We start from the raw sequence: 19,464 nt of genomic DNA on the forward strand, positions 1-19,464 counted from the left end.
GCGGGTTTTGGCAGCGCGGAAAAACTCTTTATCAGGAATGAAAGGGCCTTTCCGCGATTTGGCAAAAGGTTTGCTCGGAATTTCCAGATTTTGCGAGCGAATTAGCCAATTTTGGGAGCATTTTTGCAATCTTGACATGCAATTTGGTTGTACTTGATTGAGCGACTTTGCAGGGGGTTGACTTTATAGCGCCGCGGAGCCAAATGACCTCCATGCAGCCCGCATTCCGCGCCTGCTCAATTCAACCAGGAATCTATTTCCATGCCCAACGACGACAGTAGTCGATTGTTTGCGCCGTCAGCGGTGATCCTGGCCTGATTTGAATCAGCTCGCCTTGATCCCCCTTGACGGCGGATCGACGGAAAGGCGAGTAAAATGAACAACATCCTCGTAAATCAGGATGCGCTGGCCGCAGACCTGAATATCGCTCAGCGCCTTGCATCCATGCATGCCGCAGATGCAATCGAGCTTCTAAACGAGCTTGAACTAACTGATATCATTGATATTTTCATCGACATGCCGCTTGAGCATGCCGTGCTGATTTTCGATCAGCCCGAGCTACATTCAGCATCGGAAATCATTCAAAAACTCCCAGCGGCAAAGGCTCGCGACATTCTCGACGAGATGTCGATCGACCGTGTTACAGATATCTTTCAAGAATTTGACCCTGAAACTCGAACCCGGCTTGCTGCCGGTCTTGGCCCTGAAACCACCGCTGCGCTTCGCAAACTTTTGCGTTATCCGCCCCATACTGCGGGCAGCCTCATGACAACTGAGTTTGTCAGCGTGCCGTCGGATTGGAACGTCGGGCAAACCCTGCAACACATCCGTGAGGTCGAGCGGTCCCGCGAGACCATATACGCAATCTATGTCATTGATCCTGCTTCGAAAATTCTGCTTCGGACTGTGACATTGCGGCGCCTTATTACCAGCGAACCGGAGGCCTCTATCCTCAGCGTCGGCCGCGATGTTGCACCTGTGGTGGTTAGCCCGCTGACCGATCAGGAGGATGTTGCCCGCCTTTTCCGCAAGCACGATCTTCTGGCTGTTCCGGTCGTGACTGACAAAAACCAAGTCATTGGAATCGTTACGGTTGATGATGTTATCGATGCCATGACTCAGGAAATGACCGAGGACACACTGAAGTTCGGCGGCATGGAGGCCTTGAACAAGCCCTATATGCAGATCGGTTTCTTCCAGATGATCCATAAGCGCGCTGGTTGGCTCGGAATCCTGCTTCTGGGCGAGATGCTGACTGCAAGCGCCATGCAGCATTTTGAAGGAGAGTTGGAGAAAGCCGTTGTTTTAACACTGTTTATCCCTCTCATCATGAGCTCTGGTGGCAATTCCGGCTCGCAAGCTACCTCCCTGCTTATCCGTGCCTTGGCCCTTCAGGACCTAAGGCTGAAAGACTGGTGGAAGGTTGCTTTGCGCGAAATTCCAACGGGACTGGTGCTTGGTTCGTTTTTAGGAGCAATCGGCATTGCCCGTATCGCCGTCTGGCAAATGCTTGGTCTTTATGATTATGGCCAGCATTGGGAATTGGTTGCCGCGACTGTTGGCGCTGCTCTGGTCGGCATAGTGACCTTCGGCTCGCTGGTCGGGTCCATGCTGCCGTTCGCCATGCAGCGTTTGGGTTTTGATCCGGCAAGTGCCTCTGCACCATTTGTCGCAACGCTTGTCGATGTGACCGGATTGGTGATTTATTTCAGCATTGCACTGGTTATCCTCTCGGGAACCTTGCTCTGAGCCACGCTTTCAAAGCCATGTGGGCGGCATATTCCTCTGCCGCCCCCTTTCGCAATTGCGAAAAAACATGTATGGAGCGCGCAAATGTAAAGCGTCGCATGCAATTTTGCGTCCACAATCCTCCAAAGAGAACCTTATGAAACTGCGCAACATCGCGATCATCGCACACGTTGACCATGGCAAAACCACGCTTGTTGACGAACTATTGAAACAGTCCGGCAATTTCCGCGATAATCAGCGCGTTGCCGAAAGAATGATGGATTCCAACGACATCGAAAAGGAACGCGGGATTACCATTCTCGCCAAAGCCACTTCTGTTGTCTGGAAGGATGCCCGCATCAACATCGTCGATACACCAGGCCACGCCGATTTCGGCGGTGAAGTTGAGCGTATCCTTTCGATGGTTGACGGCGCAATCGTTCTGGTTGACGCGGCTGAAGGCCCGATGCCGCAGACAAAGTTCGTCGTTGGCAAGGCTTTGAAAGTCGGTCTTCGTCCAATCGTTGCAATCAACAAGATTGATCGTCCTGACGCGCGTCACGAAGAAGTAGTGAACGAGGTCTTTGACCTATTTGCCGCTCTCGACGCTACCGACGAACAGCTCGATTTTCCGATCCTTTACGGTTCAGGTCGTAATGGCTGGATGGCAAAGAACCCGGAGGGTCCTCAGGACCAAGGCTTGGCCGCTTTGTTCGACATGGTTCTTGATCATGTGCCTGCGCCAACCGTTGGCGAAGGCGCATTCAAGATGATCGGAACGATCCTTGAAGCTGACCCATTCCTCGGACGTATCATCACTGGCCGTATTCATTCAGGCACCGTGAAAGCTAACCAGCCCGTCAAGGTTCTGCATGGCGACGGCACACAGATTGAAACTGGCCGTATCTCGAAGATCCTTACGTTCCGTGGTCTTGAGCGCCAGTCGATCGACGAAGCCCATGCAGGCGATATCGTTGCCATCGCTGGTCTGCAAAAAGGCACTGTTGCCGACACGTTCTGCGCCCTCGACGTGACCGAGCCACTGCATGCGCAGCCTATTGATCCGCCAACAGTTACAATGTCCTTCATTGTCAATGACAGTCCGCTTGCAGGTACTGAAGGTGACAAGGTTACCAGCCGCGTCATTCGTGACCGCCTGATGAAAGAAGCTGAAGGCAATGTCGCGCTCAAGGTTGAAGAATCCGGCGACAAGGACTCTTTCTTCGTGTCCGGTCGCGGCGAATTGCAGCTCGCTGTTCTTATCGAAAACATGCGCCGTGAAGGCTTCGAACTTGGTGTATCGCGCCCACGCGTTGTGATGCAGAAGGACGATGCAGGCAATCTGCTTGAGCCAATAGAAGAAGTTCTGATCGACGTTGATGAAGAGTATTCCGGCACGGTCGTCCAGAAAATGTCCGAGCGCAAGGCCGAAATGGTCGAGCTTCGTCCGTCCGGCGGTAATCGTGTCCGCATGGTGTTCTATGCACCGACACGCGGCCTTATCGGTTATCAGTCAGAGCTTTTGACGGATACACGCGGTACTGCAATCATGAACCGTCTGTTCCGCGCCTATGAGCCATTCCGTGGTGAAATTGCAGGTCGTAACAACGGCGTTCTGATTTCCAACGATCAGGGTGAATCCGTAGCATTTGCGATGTGGAACCTTGAAGAACGCGGTCAGATGATCATTGAAGCCGGCGTCAAGGTCTATGCAGGCATGATCATCGGCATTCACTCACGCGACAATGATCTTGAAGTGAACATTCTCAAGGGCAAGAAGCTCACCAACATCCGCGCCGCAGGCAAAGATGAAGCAGTGAAGCTTACACCACCAATCCGTATGACACTCGAGCGCGCGCTTTCGTGGATTCAGGACGACGAACTCATGGAAGTTACGCCAAAGTCCATTCGTCTGCGCAAGCTTTACCTCGACTCGAATGAGCGTAAGCGTTTTGAGAAGAGCAACAAGGCTGTAGGCGCAGCATAGGCCCCACCTCAACCTGATACTTTCGAAAAGCGGCGATTTTCGCCGCTTTTCTTTTTTGTACAAAAAACGCTGCCGTCCCGTTGCGAAATCGCGTGTCTCAGGTTTATGCTCTTGCCATGAGCACGTACGTAACCGAGATCAGAAAAGCCGGTTTGGCCGATGCAGTGGCAATTTCAGCCATTCATCTGGAGGCATGGCGTGGTGCTTATTCCGGCATAATTCCCCATCGTGCACTCAACACAATGCTGGAGCGCAGGGGCGCTGACTGGTGGACACGAGCAATCAAACGCTCTACGCAGATACTGGTGGCCGATATAGGTGGCATCGTGGCCGGCTACGCTACATTAGGACCAAACCGCGCACGCCAGTTGCCGGAAAAAGGTGAAGTTTACGAACTTTATATCCGTCCTGAATATCAGGGCTGCGGGCTGGGCTCCCGCCTGCTTGGTGCTGCAAGACGCAGTCTTGGCGACCAAGGACTGAAGGGCATGGTCATCTGGGTACTCGAAGAGAATGATCTCGCTGTCTCCTTCTATCATGGTGCTGGTGGCCGTGACGTTGCCGAAGGCGTCGAGAGCTTTGATGGCAAGATGCTCAAGAAGCGTGCTTTCGTCTGGAATTGACAATCCACTCCTCACCAATCAACCCCGACATAAGCTGATTTTGCGCCTAATCGTCGCAAGAATAGGTCGGATATCGGCCTAAAAGGCGACGCGTTGTTGCGCAAAGGGCCAAAAATCAGTACAGCACTCCCAAACCAACAAGGACTCTTAGAATATGCGCATCGATGCCATTCCTGTCGGCAACAATCCTCCTGAAGACGTTAACGTGATCATCGAAGTCCCGGTCGGCGGTCAACCAATTAAATATGAGCTGGATAAGGATTCCGGCGCCCTTTTCGTCGATCGCTTTCTGCACACGCCAATGACTTATCCGGGCAACTACGGTTTCGTGCCGCACACATTGTCGGATGATGGCGACCCTATCGACGTCCTGATCTGCAACACCCGCGCATTGATGCCTACGAGTGTTATCAACGTTCGTCCTATTGGCGTTCTAGTCATGGAAGACAATAAGGGCCAGGACGAAAAGATCATCGCCGTGCCTTCACCGCACCTGACGTTGCGTTACGAGAAGGTTCACAATTACACGGACCTGCCGGAGATCACGTTAAAGCAGATTCAGCATTTCTTTGAGCACTACAAGGATCTGGAGCCCGGCAAATGGGTGAAGATCGGCGATTGGGGCGATGAAGATGCTGCGCGCCAGTTGATCACGGAAGCCATTGAGCGCCATAACGCCAAAGTTGGCGCTGCATAACCCTTATAATTTCAGTAATCCGGATAGTCTGGCGATCAGAGTGTCCGGATCACCCTGGACCTTGATCTGTTTAAGCCGCGACGTTGCTCCAGCAACAATTGTGATACTCCGTGGCGGCACATCCAGCCATCGACCGAGCAGCTTTACAAGCGCCGCAATTGCCTTCCCATCCTCAGGAACCGCACGCACGCGTGCTTTTACACGCTGGTGGCTATCATCCACCGCTTCCACACCTTCAATCGCATCTTTTGCAGACTTTGGCGTCAAACGCACAAAGAGAGTAAGTCCGTGATCATCGGTGCGAAAATAAGAACCAACCACTTCCTAGAGAAGAATTGGCGCGATTGTTGTCCACAACAGCTGACGAACGAAGAAGATAATGAGCAGCAGGATGATCGGCGAAATATCGATGCCCCCAAGATCAGGGAGAAAACGTCTGATAGGCCGCAGGGCTGGCTCAGTCACCTTATAAAGAAACTCGCCGATGGAAGCCACGAACCTGTTGCTCGAGTTGATCACGTTGAAGGCGTAGAGCCATGAAAAGATCGCACTGGCAATGAGTATCCAGGTATAAATATCAAGGGCAAGATCTATGGTGCGGATGATAGCGAGCATCTGTTTCTCCTGAAAGTCTCCGATTATGTAGCGATTGGCTGGCTCACGGGCAAGGGGCCAACAGCCGGGCACACTACTTACCTTCATTGCGAAGGTCGCTCGTAGTATTCCCACGTCGTATACTGTCTCGAAAATACTAGACTATGGTAGTACGCCGTAAGAAACCACTACATATTGTTGAACCCTCAAAACAGGAATAAATATAAGCCTTGTGATTCGGGCTATCCCGGCCCGTTTTTCATCTAGGGGGTTTATCATGTTAAACAAACTATCAGCTGAATTCTTCGGCACATTCTGGCTTGTGCTCGGTGGCTGTGGCAGTGCTGTCCTTGCTGCCGGACTTCCCGATGTTGGCATTGGTTATCTTGGTGTTGCGTTGGCTTTTGGCCTGACTGTTCTCACAATGGCCTATGCGGTTGGTGGCATATCCGGCGGGCATTTCAATCCAGCAGTATCGCTCGGTCTGGCAGTTGCGGGACGCTTTGACTTCAAGGAACTGATCCCATACTGGATCGCACAGGTTGTCGGGGCCATTGCTGCGGCGGCTGTGCTTTATCTTGTTGCATCAGGCAAGGCCGGCTTTGCTGCTGGAGGCTTTGCATCAAACGGCTACGATACGCTTTCCCCGGGTGGTTATGGTTTGACAGCAGTACTCGTCGCCGAAGTCGTCCTCACCGCTTTCTTCCTGATTATCATTCTTGGAGCAACCTCGGCCTCTGTACCGGCTGGTTTTGCGCCAATTCCGATTGGTCTCGGTCTGACGCTGATCCATCTGGTATCAATCCCCGTCAGCAACACCTCAGTCAATCCGGCTCGCTCCACTGGCGTGGCGCTGTTTGCTGAAACCGCCGCTCTTGGCCAGCTTTGGTTGTTCTGGGTCGCACCTCTCGTCGGTGCTGCTATTGGCGCAATCATCTGGAAGGCTTTGCTCGGCAAAGACTAATCGACTTTGGAGCGAGCCGGAATGCCGGCTCGCTCCCCTTGGTTTTCAAGCTGTAATATAAAGTGCCGCTTTTCGCTCTACTTCTGCGGGAAACTGTTCTAGAAGAAATCTCCATCTTCCGGAGCTTTCCACCGAAATGACTATTCCCGAAACGGACGCGGCGCATGATCGCTATGCCGCCTTTCGCCATTCCTCTTTCACACTTTACTGGCTTTCACGGTTTTTTGGCTCGTTCGCCATCCAGATTATCAGCGTTTCAGTCGGCTGGCAGATTTACGATCAGACACGTGATCCATTTTATCTGGGCATTGTAGGCCTTGTGCAGTTTGCTCCGGCACTTCTGCTCGTCCTGGTCACTGGCGCAGCGTCGGATCGTTTTGGCCGCAGGCTTATCATGGGATTATCAATCGGCGTGGAGCTGATTTGCGCAGCAATGCTGCTGATCCTGACCGTTACACATAGTTTCAGCCCTGTGCATGTATTCATCGTGCTGGCAGGATTTGGTATAGGGCGGGCATTTCTCGGCCCGGCATCATCATCACTGGTAGTCAATCTTGTTCCGGCAGAGATTTTTTCAAATGCAGTGTCGTGGAACTCTTCCGCCTGGCAAATTGCTACTCTGGTAGGGCCTGTTGCAGGCGGCTTGCTCTACGGCATCTCTCCGGTAGCAGCTTACGGCGTTGCATGCCTTATGCTCCTCATTGCAGCAATAGCCATTTTCTCCATCCCAAAACCCACTCAACATACGTTGAATGAAAAGAAATCCCTGCAGACGTTACTTGCGGGCTTCCACTACATCTGGAAAGAAAAAGTCGTTCTAGGAGCGATATCGCTTGATCTTTTTGCCGTACTATTGGGCGGTGCCGTAGCACTTTTGCCTGTCTATGCACGCGACATTCTGGAGCTTGGGCCATGGGGACTTGGCATGCTGCGTGCGGCACCCGGTGTAGGAGCTATCCTGACCGCTGTCTGGCTAACCGGCCACCCCATCCGCGACCATGCCGGCCTCATCATGTTCGCCTTTGTTGCGTTGTTCGGCCTACTTACCATCATGTTCGGCGTATCGAACCTCGCCTGGCTTTCAATTGTTGTCCTCGCACTGATGGGCGCAGCTGACATGGTAAGCGTCTATATTCGTGAGACACTGCTTCAGCTCTGGACACCAGACAATGTGCGTGGCCGCGTCAATGCGGTGAACATGGTATTCGTCGGTGCCTCGAATGAATTGGGTGAATTCCGCGCTGGCATCATGGCTTCAATGATCGGAACCGTTCCTGCGGTCGTGTTTGGCGGTCTTGGAACAGTTGCCGTCGCAGGGTTATGGGCGTGGTGGTTCCCGCAGCTACGCAAGGCACGCAACCTGCAGGGAAGAACCTAGGCAGTAACGGGAGCGCCGAACACTATTCCGAGAAAGCGCTGCAGCCATGCTTTGAGAATGGCGTCGTGGATCATCCGGCCTTCCAGATGATCTCGGCCTTGCTGGGCACCGCTTAGGGAGAACCGTTCCGATCCACGGACCACCCAACGCTGCATCATGGCTCGCGTCAATTCTGCATGAAACTGTACGCCCCAAGCATTCTTGCCATAGCGAAAAGCCTGATTGGCATAAGTATTGCCCGTCGCCAGCAAGGTCGCTGATTCCGGCAGGTCAAAGCCTTCACGATGAAAGTGATAGACCATTGACGGCCAGTCCATAAGCGCCTTGCCGGCGTCGGTTGGCTCCAGAGGGTACCAGCCTATTTCGACCAACCCATCGGGATGCGGTGAGACCTTTCCACCCAGATGACTGGACAGCATTTGTGCGCCAAGGCAAATGCCGAGGAATGGCTTGTCTTCGGCCAGCGGGACTGAAAGCCAATCCGTTTCACGGCCTATGAATTCTTCAGGATCATTGGCACTCATTGGTCCGCCAAAGATGACAGCACCCGCGTGATCTTCGAGCGTCTCCGGCAATACATCGCCAAGCGGCGGACGGCGTATATCCAGTGAAAATCCCGCCTCAAGGAGCAATTGTCCAACGCGGCCGGTGCTTGACCTTTCCTGATGGAGAACTGCAAGGATTTTCGGGCGTTCTATCTTGTTCCCGTCCATCCATTCTGTCTGGAACATACGTTTTTGGTCCTATTCTTCGGGCACTTCTCGTTCAGCTCGAACGGCGGCCCTCTGCTTCATCGTGACCCGGTCACGTGTGGATACGCCGATCAGTTCGGCCACCCGCCAGACAACATTGTCCTCAAGCTCATGAGCGACACCGTCGGCAAAAACCACTTCCCACATGAGTTCAATGAACCTGATACGGGCTTCTTCGTCAAGATTGCGCTTGATAATGCTGGTGAAGCTATAGAGATCGACGGCTTCCTGATCCGCCTGCTCACCTTCGTTCAAAAGCCGCTTTAACGCCTCGCCTTTCAAACCATAGGCATCGGATATGAGTTGCGAAATACGTTTGCGCTCCTCTTTGCCACTGGAGCCATCAGCGTCCATCACGTGGAAAAGCAGGGCAGCAGCTGCAAGCCGCGGATCGGACTTTGAAAAATGCTCTGAACCACCTTCGCCAGATGGCAGCGTTTTGAAAAAAGTAACAAGACGATCAAGCATTTATCGAAGTCTTCCAGCTTCAAGGGTTATCATATCCACTGATAGCCCGAGTCGATATTCCTCGCTACTGTGCATCTTGCCGCAAAGCATCCCTGATCGTTTGCCGGCACTAGAACAGCTTGAACTTCTTGTTGATCTGCGGCGACTTATATTCAGGCTTTACCCCGGGGTCATCCGGAACAGGCCCGAAAAATGGCTCGCTGCTGTCTTCTTGCACCTTCTCCGTAAGAGGAGGCAGAACTGACGCTCTCATTTGAGAAATATCTTTCTCGGCTGCAGGCTTGTCCTCCGCCACTTTTGCAGGTTTTGGTGCCAGCGGTTCAAACGGCACAATCTCTGCATCCACGACATCCGTGTCATCAATGGTTTGTTCAGGTTGCGGCTTTGTCTCCTGTTTGCGCGGAGGTAAAACTGGCTTCGCTTCGATTGTCTCCGGCGTCTGTTTTGACTGCGCTGTTGCCAGTGCGCTGTCAAAATCATCACCCGCATCGATTACAGGGCCAATTTGTTCAACCGGAACCTTCCATGTAAAAGCGTCAAGTTTACCTGTAACAGGCGAGGCCGGTGCCCAGCGTTCCGATACATAGCCATCGGCTGTCCAAGCGGGATCGCGCGGCGCTTTGACAGCCCGTGACAACCATTGACGGACACGTCCTTGATCGCCTGTCTGTGCTTCTTCGATATCTGCCAACAGCAGATAGGCGCTTTCACGCGGCGTGCTGCGTAACACAGCCTCTGCGGCTTCGCGCGCTTCTTTCAACTCTCCAGCGCTGAGTGCAGCATGGCCTATAGCCAGACTGGACTCGGCGTGATGTGGATAGAGCCCGGCCAGATGACGTGCGCGCTTCAAACGGTCAACGGGTGAATCACCAACTCTTGCGTGAATGTAGGTTTCTGCCACATCCGGATGTGGCTCTCGCTTCCAGGTATATTCAAGGATCTTTGATCCTTTGCGCAAATCTCCCTGAGCGAACAGTGCTTTTGCAGCTACGATTGCTGCCGGTACCAGATCAGGAGCGAGTTTATTGGCTTCAATAGCGAGCGGTTTTGCATTTACCGGATCGCTTTCATAGGTTTCAATGGCTTTTGCTGTAAGGATAACAGCCCGCTCACGCTTGGCTTTCTCCTTGTCGATCTGTTTGGTCGCTTTCTGCTTGTCCAATAGCAGCAAAGCGCCATCCCAATCGCCATGGGTGGTTTTCTGGCCAAGGGCCGCAGAAGCTGCCCACTCTACATTCGGTGCCAGCAGAGCAGCTTCCTCGGCATAATGGCGGGATGCATCGCGAGCACCCAATCTCTGGGCTTCGAGATAAAGACCGCGCAGACCGAGCAGCTTTGTTTCAGGGTCGTCCAGCATGGCTTCAAATTTGGCACGGGCGTCGTCAGTGCGCCCCTCAAGCATCGCAGCTTGCGCATCAAGCAGTTTGATCAGCGGCTCCTGATCAACATTCAATAGCTTTTCTGCCTGCTTGATCATCAAGCGTGCTGTTTGCCCATCACCCGCTCCGGCAGCAATCAGACCAGTGGAAAGCGATTGATACCCACGATCCCGCTTGCGCGCACGAAAATGCCTGCGAAGGGCGTAAGGCGATGTGATGATACTCTTCACCAGCCACCAGGTCAGCATGACAGCCGCGACAATAGCTACAATGCTTGATGCCGCCACCATGAGGCTGACTTTGTACTGCATGCCGGCGAAGGTCAGGACGAGATCACCGGGACGGTCCGCAAGCCAGGCAAAGCCAACACCAAGCAGCAAGACGACGATAAAGAAGAACAGAATACGCGTCATGATCTTCTTACTCCTGACCGGCTGGTGTCTTGATGCCGCTCAAAGCATCTGAAAGAGCCTTGGAGACAACTGCGCTGGCGTTTTGACGCGCCTTCATGGCGTTGCCAAAGTCGACAGAGGCCGCTTTTGCAGTGTCTGGAAGTTTTTCCCATTCCGCAATCGCGGCACTCAGGTCACCTGCATTCAAATGGGTCTCAATACGGGCAGCAATGGCATCAGCACCCTCGCCTTCAACCATTCCGACAGGACGTGCTTCGACCAGACCGGATGCGCTGGCCCAAAGCCTGTCAAGAATCCCGGCGTCGGGATCGACAGTGCGGGTGCTGGCTATGATGCGCGCTGCGACATCGCCGAACTCACTCGCCAACGTGTTTACAGTAGGCACACCTTTTGTTTCGGCCGAGCGCAATGTTTCAAGATCGCCCGCAGCGGGGGCAACAGCAATGTAAGTATCCAGTTCAGCCTTATAGGGCTCACCTCGATCAACCGCCGCCTTCAGGCCAGTCGCTGCCATTGCAAGCGCCATATTGGCCTGACCGGACGTATCATTCACCTTGGCTTCGAGCGCATCAAGCCGCGTCGTCGCACCTGCCGCAGCACCATCTGCCTGGGCAACCTGCTGCTTGCTGGCATTTAACTGTTCTTCCAGAGAGGCTATCCGCGCATCAATGGCACTTGTATCCACGGACGCGCCGGAATTTGACGCATTGCTTTGGATATCTGCAATACTCTGTTTTACAGAACTCAACGCCGCCGCAAATCCGGCTACCTGATCAGACGCTTGCTTGGCGGTTGTAGTCGCGTTGTTCAGTGCTGCCTGACTGCCTTCATCGAGCGGTTTTGCAGGAGCTTCCCGCAGTTGCGCTATTTGTTGCTCCAATGCGGAAACATCCGCCTTTGGGGATGGCAAAACACCAGCCCATTGCAGTGCCGCCGCGCCAACAAGCACAACCACGCCTCCAACAAGGCCAGAGACCAAACGTCCAAATGAGTCGTGCGCCTTTTGCGGAGTTGCCCGCACACTGCCACTGGGGATGCTTGTACCGGCAGGTTTTTTATCTGATTCCGGATTACCACGGCCAAAATTCGGAGATGAGCGAGTTGGCTCAGCCTCTACAGTTTGTTCTGCGCTTATACTTGTCGGAGCGGTGGCTGCTTTAGTTGCAGGGTCGAAACCAACCGGCTCGGGTTCCGGTACATTTTTGGACGCTTCTGCATTCTTTGTTATCGAAGTTGGCTCCAGTTCGATCGTCATCGATTTGCGGGTCGTTTTGGAATGACGCGGAACGGTTGATTTGGCCATGGAAACTCTCTTTTGGAACAGATGCTTCGATTGAACTCTAAAGCTAGCAAGGAAGTTCCTCATATGAAACCACCCGTCGAGCCGGCTTGTTGATTACCAGATGGTGTCAGGCCTTCAGTAATTCGAGTAATGCTGTCTCATCCGGTAAGCTCGCAGTGGCAATGTAGCCAAATCCCTGTCCGGAAACGACCGCCGCGATACCATCAGAAAGGCATAAAAACTCTGTTTTTTCAAATAGGTATTGAATTTGAGTTTGCCTTATTGCCCCCATCAGGGCTTCAGCGCCTTTTGTTGAATATAATAGGCATGCATCAACGAGAAACCGCTTTAACAGGGCAACCAAATAATCGGTTTCGTAACTCTTCAAAATCGTGTCATAGACCGCAATCGATGTAACGGCGCGGCCAGTCCGACCAACGATATCCTCGAATTTGGATGATCTCACACGTCCGGTGAGATACAGCAAATGGGTTTTTACGGGTGTTGAACTGTTGACTTTACCTGCCAGTGATATGCCATCACCATTTCCTGTATTGACCTTTTTGAAACCTGTACTCCGCGCAATTTCTGCTGTTGTTTCGCCGACAACAAAACACGGCAAGTGGTAAAGTGGTGTCAGAATTTCCCTTGGGGCATGCCGCAACGCATTGGCGCTGGTAATTGCCACGGCATCAAATTTTCCACTCGGCGCTTTCACGTACAACGGCTGAATTTCGGTCAGCGGCAAAATGATTGGGTTGAAACCCCGGGCGGACAACCGTTTGGCCGTTCTGGTTGCGCCGGGCTCAGGCCGTGTAACCAAAACAGTCTTCATGGTCAGAGCCAGTCTGTAAAGAAGTGAGCGCCAGCCTTTTCCCTCACCCGCAATGCAGCGTCCCTACCGATCGCAGCAGCATCCGCTATAGATCCTTCCCCGGTCACTTCGTGGACCTCGCTGCCATCGGGCAAGAGGATCATGCCGTGGAACTGTAACATTTCGCCGGAGATTGTTGCCAGACCCGCCAGCGGAGTGCGGCAAGAACCATCAAGGGTGGCAAGAAACGCGCGCTCGCATGCAAGGGCCGTAGACGTTGGCAGGTGATTGATCGGAGCAAGAAGATTGTCGATCCGATCATCACCAATCCGGCTTTCCACTGTAATGGCACCCTGCCCCGGTGCTGGCGGAAATGCCTTGGCATCCATGAGCTCGGTTACGACATGGCCAAGGTCAAGGCGCTTCAAACCGGCAAAAGCCAGAAATGTTGCATCAACATCACCTTCAGCAAGTTTACGCAGACGCGTCTGCACATTGCCGCGAAAATTGACAACCTCAAGGTCCGGGCGAACGCGCTTGATCAATGCCTGACGGCGCAGTGAAGCCGAACCAACAACTGCCCCCAAAGGCAGATCGGTGAGCGTTTTTACCTCACGCCCAATAAATGCATCCCGCGGGTCTTCGCGCTCCAGAAAGACTGACAAATGCAAACCTTCCGGTAAAAATGTCGGCATGTCCTTCGACGAATGAACTGCAAGATCAATACGGCCATCGGCAAGCTGCTCCTCGATTTCCAAGGTGAAAAGACCTTTGCCTCCCACTTCGGCCAATGACTTGTCCTGTATCCGGTCGCCACTGGTAGAGATTGCAACAATTTCAATATCTTCTTCACGCAAACCGTGCGCCTTGATCAGCCGATCCCGTGTCTCTCGGGCTTGTACAAGCGCAAGCGCACTCCCACGTGTACCGATCTTGAGCGTTTTTGTTTGCATTGGCCGCAGTCCGTGTTACGCGAGTTTCATATTCATGGCCTCTACTAACGGGGTTTTATTCGACGGGCAATGCGACGAAGGATATCGATGCGGGTTCTGGGTATTGAAACGAGCTGTGACGAGACGGCGGCGGCTGTTGTCGAACGCGATGAGTATGGTCATGGCACCATTCTTTCGAACGTCGTCCTCAGCCAGATCGAGGAACATGCGCCCTATGGCGGTGTGGTGCCAGAGATCGCTGCGCGCGCCCATGTGGAAGTTCTCGATCGTTTGATCGGTCAGGCACTGCATGAAGCACATTTGACGCTTGAAGAAGTGGATGCCATTGCTGCTACAGCAGGTCCCGGTCTCGTCGGTGGTTTGATCGTCGGGTTGATGACCGGCAAAGCCATCGCCATGGCAAGCCAAAAGCCATTCTATGCGATCAATCATCTTGAAGGTCACGCACTGACGCCCCGCTTGACTGATCGCATCGAGTTTCCTTATCTTTTGCTGCTAGTTTCCGGCGGACATACGCAGATGGTGCTAGTTAAAGGGCTCGGCGATTATGAGCGGCTGGGCACAACAATTGACGATGCACTCGGCGAAGCTTTCGATAAAACCGCAAAAATGCTTGGCCTCCCTTACCCGGGTGGACCGGAAGTCGAAAAAGCGGCGATGCTGGGTGATTCAACACGTTTTAATCTGCCGCGCCCTCTGAAAGGTGAAGAGCGCCTCGACTTTTCTTTCTCAGGCCTCAAGACTGCTGTCCGGCAGTTGGCGACCAGCCTTGAACCTCTGTCCCAAACGGATGTGAACGATATTTGCGCGGCTTTCCAAACTGCTGTGGCCGACACATTGGATGACCGCGTCGCTCGCTCTCTCGCACGATTCCGCGAAACATTCCCGTCCGTTGCCAATCCTGCATTGGTCGTGGCCGGTGGAGTTGCCGCAAACAAGGTTCTGCGAAGTGTACTTCAGCGCCTTTGTGACAAGAACGGTTTCGACTTCATTGCGCCGCCAATGGTATTATGCACCGATAATGCGGCCATGATCGCATGGGCTGGCGCTGAACGTGCAGGGAGCACACCTCCGGATTCTCTCGATATAGCACCTCGATCCCGTTGGCCCCTGGACATGCATTCCGCGCCTCTTATCGGCGCAGGCCGCCGTGGAGCGAAAGCATGAGCAAGAGACCACCGATCACCATAATGGGCGGTGGTGCTTACGGGACAGCGCTGGGAACCATGGCTGCATCAAATGGCAGCTCTGTTGTGCTGTACGCCAGAGATACGGCAACAGTTTCGTCGATAAATGAGACACATCGCAATGATGCCTATCTGCCTGGGATCGACCTTCACGCCTCTCTAAAGGCGAGCGCAGACGCCAAGACTGCCCTTATGCATGGCAAGTTCATCCTATGTGTCATCCCTGCACAAGCACTGTCATCGGCACTGCAGGAGCTCAAGGACCATATACCCGTATCAACGCCACTAATCATCTGCGCCAAAGGTATCGAGCGATCCACCGGTCGGCTTATGTCGGAAGTCGCTCACTATATTCTGCCTGATCATCAGTTGGGCATATTATCGGGCCCAAGCTTTGCTACAGATGTTGCGCGCGGGCTGCCCACAGCAGTTACCGTCGCGTCCCGTAATCAGGTGTTGGCAGACCAGATCGCTCTGGTCCTTTCGGGCTCAACATTCCGCTGTTATTCCACCGACGATGCGACCGGTGTCGAGATCGGTGGAGCGTTGAAAAACGTGCTTGCCATTGCAGCAGGTGCTGCCATCGGCAGGGGTTATGGAGCCAGTGCACAAGCTGCTCTGGTTACGCGCGGATTTGTCGAATTGCGCCGCATAGGCCACGCTCTGGGAGCCAGATCAGAGACAATCATGGGACTTTCCGGGCTTGGCGATTTGATGTTGACATGCTCCACGCCACAATCACGCAATTATTCGTACGGCCTTGCACTTGGCAAAGGTGAAGACCTGACCGGGCGTCCGCTGGCGGAAGGCGTTGCCACCGCCTCCATTGCAGTAGAACTGGCCGCGCGTCATGATATAGATGTGCCAATCATTTCGGCTGTTTCACGAATACTGGATAATGAGATTACTGTTGATCAGGCCATGGAAGCATTGCTTTCCCGACCGCTGAAGAACGAAGACTAGGAGAATAGAATGCTTTTTGCGCTTTTATGCAACGACAAGCCTGACAGCCTGCAGCTACGTCTTGATACCAGGACTTCTCATCTCGAATATCTGAATGGTCTGGGCGATCAGCTTAAATTTGCAGGCCCGTTCCTTGGTGATGATGCAAAGCCGAATGGCAGTCTGGTTGTTGTCGAGGCGGTTGATTTGGCTGCAGCAAAGCAAATCGCGGCCAATGACCCCTACGCCAAGGCTGGGCTTTTCGCCTCTGTTGACATTCGCCCGTGGAATTGGGCAATCAAGAACCCGGACAATAAATAGGCTTCAACATGGCATACTGGCTATATAAATCCGAACCCGACGCATGGTCGTGGGAAAAACAGAAAGCTGCTGGTGCCAAAGGCACGGAATGGACGGGTGTTCGCAACTATCTTGCCCGAAACAATATGCGCGCCATGAAAATTGGCGACAAAGGCTTCTTCTACCATTCGAATGAAGGATTGGAAGTCGTAGGAATTGTTGAGGTCTGTGCCCTGAGCCACCCCGATTCGACCACGGATGATCCTCGCTGGGACTGCGTTGATATCCGCGCTGTCAGGGACATGCCAAAGCCCGTTACCCTGAAAGACGTAAAAGCAAATCCGAAGCTCGAGAAAATGGCTCTTGTCACATCAATGCGCCTTTCCGTTCAGCCGGTTACAGAAGATGAATGGGAAGAAGTTTGCCGTATGGGCAATCTCCTTCCTGCTCCCAAGTGATCGTCTATTTTGGTTGAGCTTACGCTGGACCCTGCCAGCGAACGTTTCCGGCAATTCGTTCTCGCAAATACGTCTTTACAATCGCCGCCGCATGTTCCGGAGATCAAGCTTCATCTTGCCGATGAAGCTCATGAGCTATGGCAGCGCACCGAAGACGAGCTTGCGACTATCGGCCTTCCACCACCTTTCTGGGCCTTTGCCTGGGCTGGTGGTCAGGGCGTCGCGCGCTACCTGCTTGACCACCCCGAAGTGGTAAAGGGCCGCTCGGTGCTTGATTTTGCGTCAGGTTCAGGTCTCGTCGGCATAGCCGCTGCGATGGCAAAGGCAAAGCAGGTTCAGTGCTGCGACATCGATCCTTTTACAGCGCCAGCAATCCGTCTTAATGCCGATGTCAATGCTGTGAAGCTCGACGTGCGCATAGCTGATCTGATTGGCAAAGATGAAGGTTGGGACGTCGTTCTTGCGGGCGATGTCTTCTATGACAAGCCTTTGGCAGATCAACTCATTCCCTGGTTTACCGAACTGGCTTTACGTGGAGCCGACGTGATTATTGGCGATCCCGGGCGATCCTATTTCCCCAAAAACCTGTTGGAGCAGCTGGCGGTTTATTCAGTTCCCGTTACCCGCGTTCTCGAAGATGCAGAAATCAAGAAAACAACTGTCTGGCGCTTCCCGAACTAACGCAGCACGCGGATCACTGTTTTATCCGAAAGATGCGGCAGGAGCCTGTTCATATCAGCCCGATTTAGGGCAATACATCCCTCTGTTGGGGTGTATTGCGGCCTAGCCAGATGGAAGAAGATCGCGCTGCCACCCGCCCTTCTGCGTGGCCGGATATTCCAATCCAAAACGATGCAGATATCGTAGAGATCATCTTTGCGCCACATGGTTTCGTGGCTGGCATTATAGGGTATTTGAACCTGGCGATTATAATTGCGATCATTGCTGACTTCGCACCAGCCATCATTAGTTTTCAGCGGGTTAAGCCTTAACAATCGCGTTGCCCTTACCTGCTTGTCTGGTCTTTTGAACCCATAGAGGAGGCGCATTGATGCCAGCGGGGTGCCACCGTCACCTTCGCGTTTTCTGGAGATTATGCCACCTTTACCCAGCGCACAGCGCAGGACAATTCCACCCGCAATGAGCTGTCCCTGGCTTTTATGACCGGGACGCGGGCGAACATCTATATATTTCAAGGAGCTTCGTGGCATGCTTGCCTCATAAAAAGCATTTTTATGGCAGAGTGATGCGCCGCATAAGCAATATCAAGTCGATGCTCTTTCTTTCCTGTAGAATTCGACTTAAATTCCAACGACTTCTTTCCATCTGCGGGAGATCCGATGACAGCACGTACCATTCTAATCGTCGACGACGATGCAGACCTGCGAGCCATTCTTGTTGAGCAGCTGAGCCTTTATGAAGAGTTCCAGATTGTTCAGGAAGACAATGCGACCAAGGGCATACAGGCCGCACGGAACGGTGTTGTCGACCTTTTGATCATGGATGTCGGCTTGCCGGACATGGATGGTCGCGAAGCCATCAAGCTTTTGCGCAAAGGCGGGTTCAAGGCTCCGGTCATCATGCTTACCGGCCATGATACTGATTCCGATACGATTCTTGGTCTTGAGTCGGGCGCTAATGACTATGTCACCAAGCCGTTCCGCTTCGCTGTATTGCTGGCACGTATTCGCGCCCAGCTTCGTCAGCATGAGCAGAGCGAAGACGCAACATTCGTCGTTGGCCCTTATACATTCAAGCCCGGCCAGAAGATGCTGATCGATGCCAAGGGCGGCAAGATCAGGCTGACCGAAAAGGAAGTCGCTATCATAAAATACCTGTACCGCGCTGGCGGTAAGGTCATTACTCGCGATATTCTTCTGGAAGAGGTCTGGGGCTACAACTCTGGCGTGACAACTCACACGCTTGAGACGCATGTTTACAGGCTTCGGCAGAAAATCGAGCAGGATCCATCGAATTCAACCATACTTGTCACGGAAAGCGGGGGATACAAGCTCATTCCTTGATGCCGATTTGGTCAATCTAGGTATATGTCTGTAATTGCATGGCAATTGAAGATGATATTCGCATTCTGGAGACGGTGGGACTGTTCGGCACATTTACGCGCGACCAGTTGCGGCTGCTTGCCTTCGGGACAGAGCGACTGGTTCTTCGGGAAGGGCGTGAGCTTTACCGCGAAGGTCAGTCGGCAGATTGCGCCTATGTCATTGATCGCGGTACGATTTCCCTGTTCCGCGAAGGTCCTTCCGGCCGGATAGCCCTTAAAACAGTCGGGCCTGGAGCCGTTCTTGGTGAAATGGCGATTATCGCCCAAACCAAACGCCTTACCAGCGCAATGGCTGACACGGAAACCGAAGTCATACGCCTGAACCGCTCATTGTTCAGGCGTATTCTCGAAGAATATCCTGAAATCGCGGCCGCATTGCATGACCAGATTTCGGAGGACCTGAGCGAGATGATCGCAGAGATTTCGAAGTACGAAAAACTGTTTGGCGAATAGCCAACTCGCGTAATCACAACCAAATTT

Annotated in this window: 22 protein-coding genes; 13 read left to right on the plus strand and 9 right to left on the minus strand. The window is 53.1% G+C overall.

Annotated features, from left to right (window positions below; genetic code table 11):
- Positions 1 to 375: 375 nt before the first annotated feature.
- From mgtE to ppa, 4 genes are all read left to right on the plus strand, one after another.
- Positions 376 to 1,749 carry a magnesium transporter gene (gene mgtE / locus PMI41_RS04210; RefSeq protein WP_008122130.1) on the plus strand — a complete coding sequence of 458 codons (1,374 nt, stop codon included), beginning with the start codon at positions 376 to 378 and terminating at the stop codon, positions 1,747 to 1,749.
- A gap of 136 nt (positions 1,750 to 1,885) precedes the next feature.
- A complete protein-coding gene (gene typA / locus PMI41_RS04215) occupies positions 1,886 to 3,715 on the plus strand; it encodes a translational GTPase TypA (protein WP_008122132.1) in 1,830 nt (609 codons plus the stop codon).
- 116 nt (positions 3,716 to 3,831) lie between these two features.
- The gene (locus PMI41_RS04220) at positions 3,832 to 4,338 is read left to right on the plus strand and encodes a GNAT family N-acetyltransferase (protein WP_008122134.1); all 507 of its coding nucleotides are present in this window, start codon (positions 3,832 to 3,834) and stop codon (positions 4,336 to 4,338) included.
- A 154-nt stretch (positions 4,339 to 4,492) separates the two neighbouring features.
- Positions 4,493 to 5,035: an inorganic diphosphatase gene (gene ppa / locus PMI41_RS04225; protein WP_008122136.1), complete on the plus strand. Its 543-nt coding sequence runs from the start codon at positions 4,493 to 4,495 to the stop codon at positions 5,033 to 5,035.
- A gap of 3 nt (positions 5,036 to 5,038) precedes the next feature.
- On the opposite strand, the gene PMI41_RS04230 is transcribed toward ppa, so the two are convergent.
- Together PMI41_RS04230 and PMI41_RS04235 are read right to left on the minus strand one after the other, a co-directional pair.
- Positions 5,039 to 5,356 (minus strand): DUF167 family protein, encoded by a 318-nt coding sequence (locus PMI41_RS04230; RefSeq protein WP_008122138.1) that lies wholly within the window; start codon positions 5,354 to 5,356, stop codon positions 5,039 to 5,041.
- 3 nt (positions 5,357 to 5,359) lie between these two features.
- The gene (locus tag PMI41_RS04235) at positions 5,360 to 5,650 is read right to left on the minus strand and encodes a YggT family protein (RefSeq protein ID WP_008122139.1); all 291 of its coding nucleotides are present in this window, start codon (positions 5,648 to 5,650) and stop codon (positions 5,360 to 5,362) included.
- Between the two features lie 256 nt (positions 5,651 to 5,906).
- Between PMI41_RS04235 and aqpZ the strand changes: the two genes are divergently transcribed.
- Entirely contained in the window at positions 5,907 to 6,593 is a 687-nt protein-coding gene (aqpZ, locus tag PMI41_RS04240) for an aquaporin Z (RefSeq protein WP_008122141.1), read from the plus strand.
- 142 nt (positions 6,594 to 6,735) lie between these two features.
- Positions 6,736 to 7,971 (plus strand): MFS transporter, encoded by a 1,236-nt coding sequence (locus tag PMI41_RS04245; RefSeq protein WP_193372090.1) that lies wholly within the window; start codon positions 6,736 to 6,738, stop codon positions 7,969 to 7,971.
- Here PMI41_RS04245 and PMI41_RS04250 read toward each other — a convergent pair.
- From PMI41_RS04250 to hemC, 6 genes are all read right to left on the minus strand, one after another.
- Positions 7,968 to 8,702, minus strand: a complete 735-nt coding sequence (locus PMI41_RS04250) for a glutamine amidotransferase (RefSeq protein WP_008122147.1) — start codon at positions 8,700 to 8,702, stop codon at positions 7,968 to 7,970. The two genes, PMI41_RS04245 and PMI41_RS04250, sit on opposite strands and share 4 nt — an antisense overlap.
- Before the next feature lie 12 nt (positions 8,703 to 8,714).
- Positions 8,715 to 9,191, minus strand: a complete 477-nt coding sequence (locus PMI41_RS04255) for a TerB family tellurite resistance protein (protein ID WP_008122148.1) — start codon at positions 9,189 to 9,191, stop codon at positions 8,715 to 8,717.
- Between the two features lie 109 nt (positions 9,192 to 9,300).
- The gene (locus PMI41_RS04260) at positions 9,301 to 10,983 is read right to left on the minus strand and encodes a heme biosynthesis protein HemY (protein ID WP_008122149.1); all 1,683 of its coding nucleotides are present in this window, start codon (positions 10,981 to 10,983) and stop codon (positions 9,301 to 9,303) included.
- 7 nt (positions 10,984 to 10,990) lie between these two features.
- Complete coding sequence (locus tag PMI41_RS04265; RefSeq protein ID WP_008122151.1) at positions 10,991 to 12,286, minus strand: mitofilin family membrane protein; 1,296 nt, start codon at positions 12,284 to 12,286, stop codon at positions 10,991 to 10,993.
- 106 nt (positions 12,287 to 12,392) lie between these two features.
- Positions 12,393 to 13,100 carry a uroporphyrinogen-III synthase gene (locus tag PMI41_RS04270; RefSeq protein WP_008122153.1) on the minus strand — a complete coding sequence of 236 codons (708 nt, stop codon included), beginning with the start codon at positions 13,098 to 13,100 and terminating at the stop codon, positions 12,393 to 12,395.
- 2 nt (positions 13,101 to 13,102) lie between these two features.
- On the minus strand, positions 13,103 to 14,032 hold the full coding sequence (gene hemC, locus PMI41_RS04275; protein WP_008122155.1) for a hydroxymethylbilane synthase: 930 nt from the start codon (positions 14,030 to 14,032) through the stop codon (positions 13,103 to 13,105).
- A gap of 87 nt (positions 14,033 to 14,119) precedes the next feature.
- Between hemC and tsaD the strand changes: the two genes are divergently transcribed.
- From tsaD to PMI41_RS04300, 5 genes are read left to right on the plus strand one after another with little or no spacing between them, the layout of a single operon-like run.
- Complete coding sequence (gene tsaD / locus PMI41_RS04280) at positions 14,120 to 15,199, plus strand: tRNA (adenosine(37)-N6)-threonylcarbamoyltransferase complex transferase subunit TsaD (protein ID WP_008122156.1); 1,080 nt, start codon at positions 14,120 to 14,122, stop codon at positions 15,197 to 15,199.
- Positions 15,196 to 16,182 carry an NAD(P)H-dependent glycerol-3-phosphate dehydrogenase gene (locus PMI41_RS04285; protein ID WP_008122158.1) on the plus strand — a complete coding sequence of 329 codons (987 nt, stop codon included), beginning with the start codon at positions 15,196 to 15,198 and terminating at the stop codon, positions 16,180 to 16,182. Before tsaD ends, PMI41_RS04285 begins: the two co-directional genes overlap by 4 nt.
- A 9-nt stretch (positions 16,183 to 16,191) precedes the next feature.
- Positions 16,192 to 16,482, plus strand: a complete 291-nt coding sequence (locus PMI41_RS04290) for a YciI-like protein (RefSeq protein WP_008122159.1) — start codon at positions 16,192 to 16,194, stop codon at positions 16,480 to 16,482.
- An 8-nt stretch (positions 16,483 to 16,490) separates the two neighbouring features.
- Positions 16,491 to 16,919: an EVE domain-containing protein gene (locus PMI41_RS04295; RefSeq protein ID WP_008122161.1), complete on the plus strand. Its 429-nt coding sequence runs from the start codon at positions 16,491 to 16,493 to the stop codon at positions 16,917 to 16,919.
- 24 nt (positions 16,920 to 16,943) lie between these two features.
- The gene (locus PMI41_RS04300; RefSeq protein ID WP_086003506.1) at positions 16,944 to 17,600 is read left to right on the plus strand and encodes a methyltransferase; all 657 of its coding nucleotides are present in this window, start codon (positions 16,944 to 16,946) and stop codon (positions 17,598 to 17,600) included.
- On the opposite strand, the gene PMI41_RS04305 is transcribed toward PMI41_RS04300, so the two are convergent.
- Positions 17,597 to 18,130, minus strand: coding sequence for a L,D-transpeptidase family protein (locus tag PMI41_RS04305; RefSeq protein ID WP_008122164.1), 534 nt, complete (start codon positions 18,128 to 18,130; stop codon positions 17,597 to 17,599). The genes PMI41_RS04300 and PMI41_RS04305 overlap by 4 nt on opposite strands.
- Positions 18,131 to 18,259: 129 nt before the next feature.
- Between PMI41_RS04305 and PMI41_RS04310 the strand changes: the two genes are divergently transcribed.
- A complete protein-coding gene (locus tag PMI41_RS04310) occupies positions 18,260 to 18,943 on the plus strand; it encodes a response regulator transcription factor (protein WP_008122166.1) in 684 nt (227 codons plus the stop codon).
- A gap of 38 nt (positions 18,944 to 18,981) precedes the next feature.
- Complete coding sequence (locus tag PMI41_RS04315; protein WP_008122168.1) at positions 18,982 to 19,437, plus strand: cyclic nucleotide-binding domain-containing protein; 456 nt, start codon at positions 18,982 to 18,984, stop codon at positions 19,435 to 19,437.
- Positions 19,438 to 19,464 lie beyond the last annotated feature (27 nt).

The sequence above is a fragment of the Phyllobacterium sp. YR531 genome (assembly GCF_000282595.1).
Lineage (GTDB): Bacteria > Pseudomonadota > Alphaproteobacteria > Rhizobiales > Rhizobiaceae > Phyllobacterium.

Excerpts from the sequence above, each read along its gene's own strand:
- PMI41_RS04255 (WP_008122148.1), bottom strand. The coding sequence starts at position 9,191 with ATGCTTGATCGTCTTGTTACTTTTTTCAAAACGCTGCCATCTGGCGAA.
- hemC (WP_008122155.1), bottom strand. The coding sequence starts at position 14,032 with ATGCAAACAAAAACGCTCAAGATCGGTACACGTGGGAGTGCGCTTGCG.
- PMI41_RS04290 (WP_008122159.1), top strand. The coding sequence starts at position 16,192 with ATGCTTTTTGCGCTTTTATGCAACGACAAGCCTGACAGCCTGCAGCTA.
- PMI41_RS04270 (WP_008122153.1), bottom strand. The coding sequence starts at position 13,100 with ATGAAGACTGTTTTGGTTACACGGCCTGAGCCCGGCGCAACCAGAACG.
- PMI41_RS04250 (WP_008122147.1), bottom strand. The coding sequence starts at position 8,702 with ATGTTCCAGACAGAATGGATGGACGGGAACAAGATAGAACGCCCGAAA.
- PMI41_RS04220 (WP_008122134.1), top strand. The coding sequence starts at position 3,832 with ATGAGCACGTACGTAACCGAGATCAGAAAAGCCGGTTTGGCCGATGCA.
- PMI41_RS04295 (WP_008122161.1), top strand. The coding sequence starts at position 16,491 with ATGGCATACTGGCTATATAAATCCGAACCCGACGCATGGTCGTGGGAA.
- PMI41_RS04305 (WP_008122164.1), bottom strand. The coding sequence starts at position 18,130 with ATGCCACGAAGCTCCTTGAAATATATAGATGTTCGCCCGCGTCCCGGT.
- PMI41_RS04235 (WP_008122139.1), bottom strand. The coding sequence starts at position 5,650 with ATGCTCGCTATCATCCGCACCATAGATCTTGCCCTTGATATTTATACC.
- PMI41_RS04310 (WP_008122166.1), top strand. The coding sequence starts at position 18,260 with ATGACAGCACGTACCATTCTAATCGTCGACGACGATGCAGACCTGCGA.
- PMI41_RS04265 (WP_008122151.1), bottom strand. The coding sequence starts at position 12,286 with ATGGCCAAATCAACCGTTCCGCGTCATTCCAAAACGACCCGCAAATCG.
- typA (WP_008122132.1), top strand. The coding sequence starts at position 1,886 with ATGAAACTGCGCAACATCGCGATCATCGCACACGTTGACCATGGCAAA.
- PMI41_RS04285 (WP_008122158.1), top strand. The coding sequence starts at position 15,196 with ATGAGCAAGAGACCACCGATCACCATAATGGGCGGTGGTGCTTACGGG.
- mgtE (WP_008122130.1), top strand. The coding sequence starts at position 376 with ATGAACAACATCCTCGTAAATCAGGATGCGCTGGCCGCAGACCTGAAT.
- PMI41_RS04260 (WP_008122149.1), bottom strand. The coding sequence starts at position 10,983 with ATGACGCGTATTCTGTTCTTCTTTATCGTCGTCTTGCTGCTTGGTGTT.
- ppa (WP_008122136.1), top strand. The coding sequence starts at position 4,493 with ATGCGCATCGATGCCATTCCTGTCGGCAACAATCCTCCTGAAGACGTT.
- tsaD (WP_008122156.1), top strand. The coding sequence starts at position 14,120 with ATGCGGGTTCTGGGTATTGAAACGAGCTGTGACGAGACGGCGGCGGCT.
- PMI41_RS04315 (WP_008122168.1), top strand. The coding sequence starts at position 18,982 with ATGGCAATTGAAGATGATATTCGCATTCTGGAGACGGTGGGACTGTTC.
- aqpZ (WP_008122141.1), top strand. The coding sequence starts at position 5,907 with ATGTTAAACAAACTATCAGCTGAATTCTTCGGCACATTCTGGCTTGTG.